Below are 4,690 nucleotides of genomic sequence, written 5' to 3'. Positions count from 1 at the left end.
CTAATGTATATTGTCCAACGCGTTTATGAATTGATGGATTATTTTTAGATGCTTGACTCATTTTTTCTCGCATCTCTTTTGTCCATACTCTTTTTTTATTTGCATCTGCTACCTGTTGTTTTGTATATTCTGTAACAGCATGTCCTTTTTGTCCATTACTCATATTAAGTTTTGTTTGTTCTGACATTTTTATTCCTTTGCGCGATTCACTCATCTTTTTTTTCGATTCTTCTGTATGTTTAAAACCAATAAGTGCTAAACGCATTTTTTGGATTCTTTCATATGAATGTTTTTTTCCAGTAAGTGCTTCGCTTATCTTTTTTCGAGTATCTTCATGTACTACTTTATTAATATGACCTCCTCCGTCTAAATTATATCCATTTGGTGATATTGTATTGTATTTAGAAATATAATGTATTTCTAAATCATCACATGCTTTATCAAAACAGATACAAATTATTTTAAAATCAAATGTATCTATTCCATATTTTCTAAATGCTTTATATAAATTTGGGCATTCGTTTGAATTTCTTCGCTGTTTATGGCGTTTCCATCTTATATTAACTCATGTAAATATATCCCATACTATAAAATTAATATCGGAGACTTTTAAGTTGTTTCAATTTTATTTAGATAAATGGATCCCATCCCCAATTCAATAAAGTTTGTCTCTGACGGGGTCTGCACGATAGATCTCCTTTTTTACAATTTGCCTTAATCTGTCCCACGTGTCTCACAAGGGCTTTCCATCGCTTGATCTGTACAAGATCGATCTCTGGCTCTCTGCGTCCCATCCAATACCGACAATACCATTGAAACCATCCTCTAACATCATTATTGATACGAGGATCCGACAAGATAGGATATTGTTTTGCGACATGGTGTCCTCGATTCGGTACCCATCCATTCTCTTCCCATACGTCCAGATTCTGACGTGATTTCACACGGAATTGATTAACGGATGGATTGGCTCCTTCAGGGCATAATTTTCCTTTTTTGATGGCAGAAAGAAACCATTCTTTTGGAAATTCAAGAACACAATCGTTCATGTATTTCCCTTCAAAAGCACCCATTTCCAGAATCTCTCCTGGTGTATATACTGGCTTGAACTCCGGATGAAAATTCTTTCCAGGATTCTCTTCCAATAGATAACTGTATCCTTGTTCCATTTTATTATCTACCGTAATCTTGGTCCCTTTCTTGTAGTCTTTTATCGAATTTCCTTTCGATTCCAGAATTTTGAGCATGTCGTCGGTGGTTTTAATCTGGTGTACTCGTTTATCTTTGAAGTGCATTTATTTTATAGGGAGGAAATAGATATGGCAGCAGCAGCAAAAGTAGGTAAGAAATCTGCAAGAGCGGGGCCGGCACCGGCGATACGAGTTGATCCAGCAGCGTTTACTTTTGCTGAAGTATTTAGTCAAAATCCTTTAATAAATTCATTAAATATTGATTATGCTCTTCTTACAAATAAGATCAGTCATTGGATTGATATTGAAGTGACTCGTCGAGGTGTAGTTGATCGCCTTTCCGAATTTTTATTATCATCGTTCACAACATTATTAACAACCTATATTCCTCCTATCCCAGTAAGGGGGAAAATACTTACTGGATTAACAACAACTGATGTAGTAACTGTGATAAACAAACTAAAAGATAGAATACGTCCTGCGCTTGAGGATCTAGATGTTCTAAGGACTACCGCAAAATATACAGAATTCTGTAGTAACTTTCTTGGTAAAATGACAGGTATAGAAGCACGTGCAATTTTAGAGGTACTTGATCCCGATCCGCAGTGTAATGCTCTCGTTGAAGATAAAAGATTTTGCTGGATTTGCGGTCTTGGATTACGTGACTCGCCCAAACCTGAATGCGAACATATATTACCGATTAGTGATGCTCTTCTTCACTTAAACCTATATCAAAATCGATCTTCACTTGAAAAATTAAATAAATATGAAGTAACAATGCTAAAGCTAGAATACTTATGGTCGCATCAATGTTGTAATCAATCAAAAAATAATTTACAGTATATTATGTCTGATGGTGCTAACACATATAAAGTAAATCCAGATGGAATTAACAAAACTATCGAACGAATTAGGGCACATGCCGATCCAGACGATCCAGCCTATGATTGTCCTGATATTTTTAGAAATGCTTCTGACTTTAAGCATCTTTCTTCTGAACGAATTGAAACATACATACAGCCTATTGTAGATACTATTAATTTACATATTACATATCTTGCGAAAGCAAATATGCTTGATCGACAAAAAGCATTTCTTGTTTATGAATATTTAATTTTGATTCGTTTTTTTTCTAGAATTCCAGGATGTACCTTGGTGGAAGCATTTAAAGAGCATTATCTTAGTGATGATGCAACCTCACGTGCTGCCGCATTAGCGGAAGAGAAAAGAATGAAACAAGAGATAGCAAGGATAAAACAAGAAGATGAAGATGAAAAAAAAGCAATTCGTGAGAAACGTGATAAAGAAGTCGAACAGAGAAGGATACAAAAGCAACAAGCACTGATTAAAAAACAGGAAGAAGCATCAGCACGACAAAAAAATGCCATATCTGGTGGTAGAACTAGAGCAGAACGCTATGCTGAAAAAATGGCACAGAAAGATGGTTCTAAAGATAATAAATTGTTTCTTGATTCTGTGAAGTTTAATAGTGATATTATAGGCATAACAACGACAGACGATGTTCAAATTTCTATAGCTGTTACAGAAATAATGGATGAAACACTTAATGAAATTACTGGTGTAACTACCGGTGTAACTACAGTAGAAGGCGGGAACCGACGGCAGGTACGAAGACTTCGTACTGCTAATTATAAACCTAATCCAATTGTATATAAAACTAGTAAGGCTAATTCAAATGCCCGTTTTTATTATCTTACAGAAAAGCGTAAATTTTCCGAAAGACTGGCAGAATCTGAACAAAATAGAATTAAAACTGATGTTCTCGATATATTTGATCAAATAGGAGATAAAGTAGATAAGATAATAAATAGTACAGAAGCAAAAGTAGGACAAAAAGGTACGCTGTTTACAAACCAAGATGTTGATAATTTACAACTTCTCTATACAATTCCTGTGATTCAGTCAATGAAACAAGATAATTACAATCGTAATGATCGCGATATACATCGTATATTAAATGATCAGTCAGTCGTAGATGAAAAAATAGGTCTCAAAGTTCTGAATGAACAACTAGGAGGGGCTTATCCTAATAATGAAACACCAGTAGAGATTGATCCTTATGCCATCATTCAAAATGATTTTACGACCGAAAAAGCATTTGTGTTCTTATCCGCTTATTATCCCGTTTATCTACGAATGAATAATTTGAAACACCTCACCGCCGATCAATACATGTCCACCCCCCATATCTTACGAGATACCTTGACGTATTTTGGCGCTGACCTTGCTGAATATCGCACACTATTGATGAATGATAGTCATGGCGTTTCTACACTACAACAAAAGGCGCGCGTTGTTCCTACACAATCTCCGCAAAATATTGCTAAACTGATGGCTGCATTGGGCCGTCGACCTCAGATTCAATTTGATAGTAAGAGTCGACTCGAGGCGCCCCTCATGCAAGGCATGGTCGGTGGAGGAAAGCGTCGTACGAAAAAGCGGCGTATCGTCAAACGTCGCACTCGCAAACATAAGAAAAATTGATTGGTTTTGTGTAGGAAGAGAAAGTATACAACACTTCGTACCACTACGTATGATGCAACGTTACACTCCTCCCAAACCCGCTCCACTTCCTGCCGATTACGACGAGTTTTATGCCACACTCACCGCCGAAGAGAAAGAACTTGACGCTCTAGCTAAAGAATGGCTCGGTTCTTCCTATTTCATTCAATGGACTCATATGTATACCAAATGGTCCAAACAGAAAGCAGCGGCAAATAAAAAGTAATTATTTCCCATTTCTTTATTTATTTTTTCTATTAATAATCGGTGGATCCTTATGTAATATCAGTGATTCAGGTGGATAGAGGACAAGAATCTGATAGACCGCTACCAAGACTGCATTCGTGATCGGATCTTCGATCTGATCCATATTCATAGATCGTCTTCTCGAATCCACATATTGATCCACATTGGGATACCGAACAATCTCCGAGAATTCATCCCTCCATTGTTTCATAAAGATCGATCCTTTGTTACATGCAATAAAATGTTGTTTGATCGGATCTGTTAATGCACACTCTCCATATTTTGGAAATACCCATTGATCAATCGGTTGTTTCAATTCGATCCACGGATCGATCCAGATTCCACCCCGTTCCGCCAAGATCCATACTTTGATCAGATCCGACAAGTAATCAGGGTTTAGCCCATGATGTGTTCTAATCTCTTCAGGGATCGTAACATATCCATGATACGTTTTCTTTGTCAAGATCGTGATCTCATAGTGTGGATTATAAGTACGCCACGATTCAATGCATTCCTTTGCGTTATCCGAAAGACGTTTTTCAGGAGCCAGATGATCCGGCTCTTCCCAATACGTCCAGATCGTTTTTGGTGCTTGATTGTATTGGGGTTTCGGATAAAACCATATACCGTAGCCGATCAGGATAAGGATCGTAATCACCATGATGAACTCATTCATCCCTACTTTGTATTTTCATATATGTGAAATATGTGAAAATAAAAATTGAATTAAA

5 protein-coding genes and 1 pseudogene are annotated in these 4,690 nt (G+C 36.7%); 2 read left to right on the top strand and 4 right to left on the bottom strand.

Going from position 1 to position 4,690, the window contains the following annotated elements; all coding sequences use genetic code 11:
* From ACIQ1E_RS14275 to ACIQ1E_RS14265, 3 genes and pseudogenes are all read right to left on the bottom strand, one after another.
* On the bottom strand, positions 1-265 hold a 265-nt coding region (locus ACIQ1E_RS14275; RefSeq protein ID WP_396172050.1), incomplete at its 3' end, for an NUMOD3 domain-containing DNA-binding protein.
* 18 nt (positions 266-283) lie between these two features.
* Positions 284-352 (bottom strand): annotated as a pseudogene (locus ACIQ1E_RS14270) (NUMOD3 domain-containing DNA-binding protein); the annotation flags it as partial.
* 277 nt (positions 353-629) lie between these two features.
* Entirely contained in the window at positions 630-1,295 is a 666-nt protein-coding gene (locus ACIQ1E_RS14265) for a hypothetical protein (RefSeq protein ID WP_396172048.1), read from the bottom strand.
* Between the two features lie 24 nt (positions 1,296-1,319).
* Between ACIQ1E_RS14265 and ACIQ1E_RS14260 the strand changes: the two genes are divergently transcribed.
* Together ACIQ1E_RS14260 and ACIQ1E_RS14255 are read left to right on the top strand one after the other, a co-directional pair.
* Complete coding sequence (locus ACIQ1E_RS14260; protein WP_396172047.1) at positions 1,320-3,695, top strand: hypothetical protein; 2,376 nt, start codon at positions 1,320-1,322, stop codon at positions 3,693-3,695.
* 49 nt (positions 3,696-3,744) lie between these two features.
* Positions 3,745-3,939 (top strand): hypothetical protein, encoded by a 195-nt coding sequence (locus tag ACIQ1E_RS14255; RefSeq protein WP_396172046.1) that lies wholly within the window; start codon positions 3,745-3,747, stop codon positions 3,937-3,939.
* 15 nt (positions 3,940-3,954) lie between these two features.
* Here ACIQ1E_RS14255 and ACIQ1E_RS14250 read toward each other — a convergent pair whose 3' ends face one another.
* Positions 3,955-4,635 carry a capsular polysaccharide synthesis protein gene (locus ACIQ1E_RS14250; RefSeq protein WP_396172044.1) on the bottom strand — a complete coding sequence of 227 codons (681 nt, stop codon included), beginning with the start codon at positions 4,633-4,635 and terminating at the stop codon, positions 3,955-3,957.
* Positions 4,636-4,690: the final 55 nt, after the last annotated feature.

This window comes from Flavobacterium sp., assembly GCF_044348915.1.
GTDB lineage: Bacteria > Bacteroidota > Bacteroidia > Flavobacteriales > Flavobacteriaceae > Flavobacterium.
The sequence above is the reverse complement of the archived record's forward strand: the minus strand, read 5'-3'. Positions and strand labels throughout refer to the sequence as shown.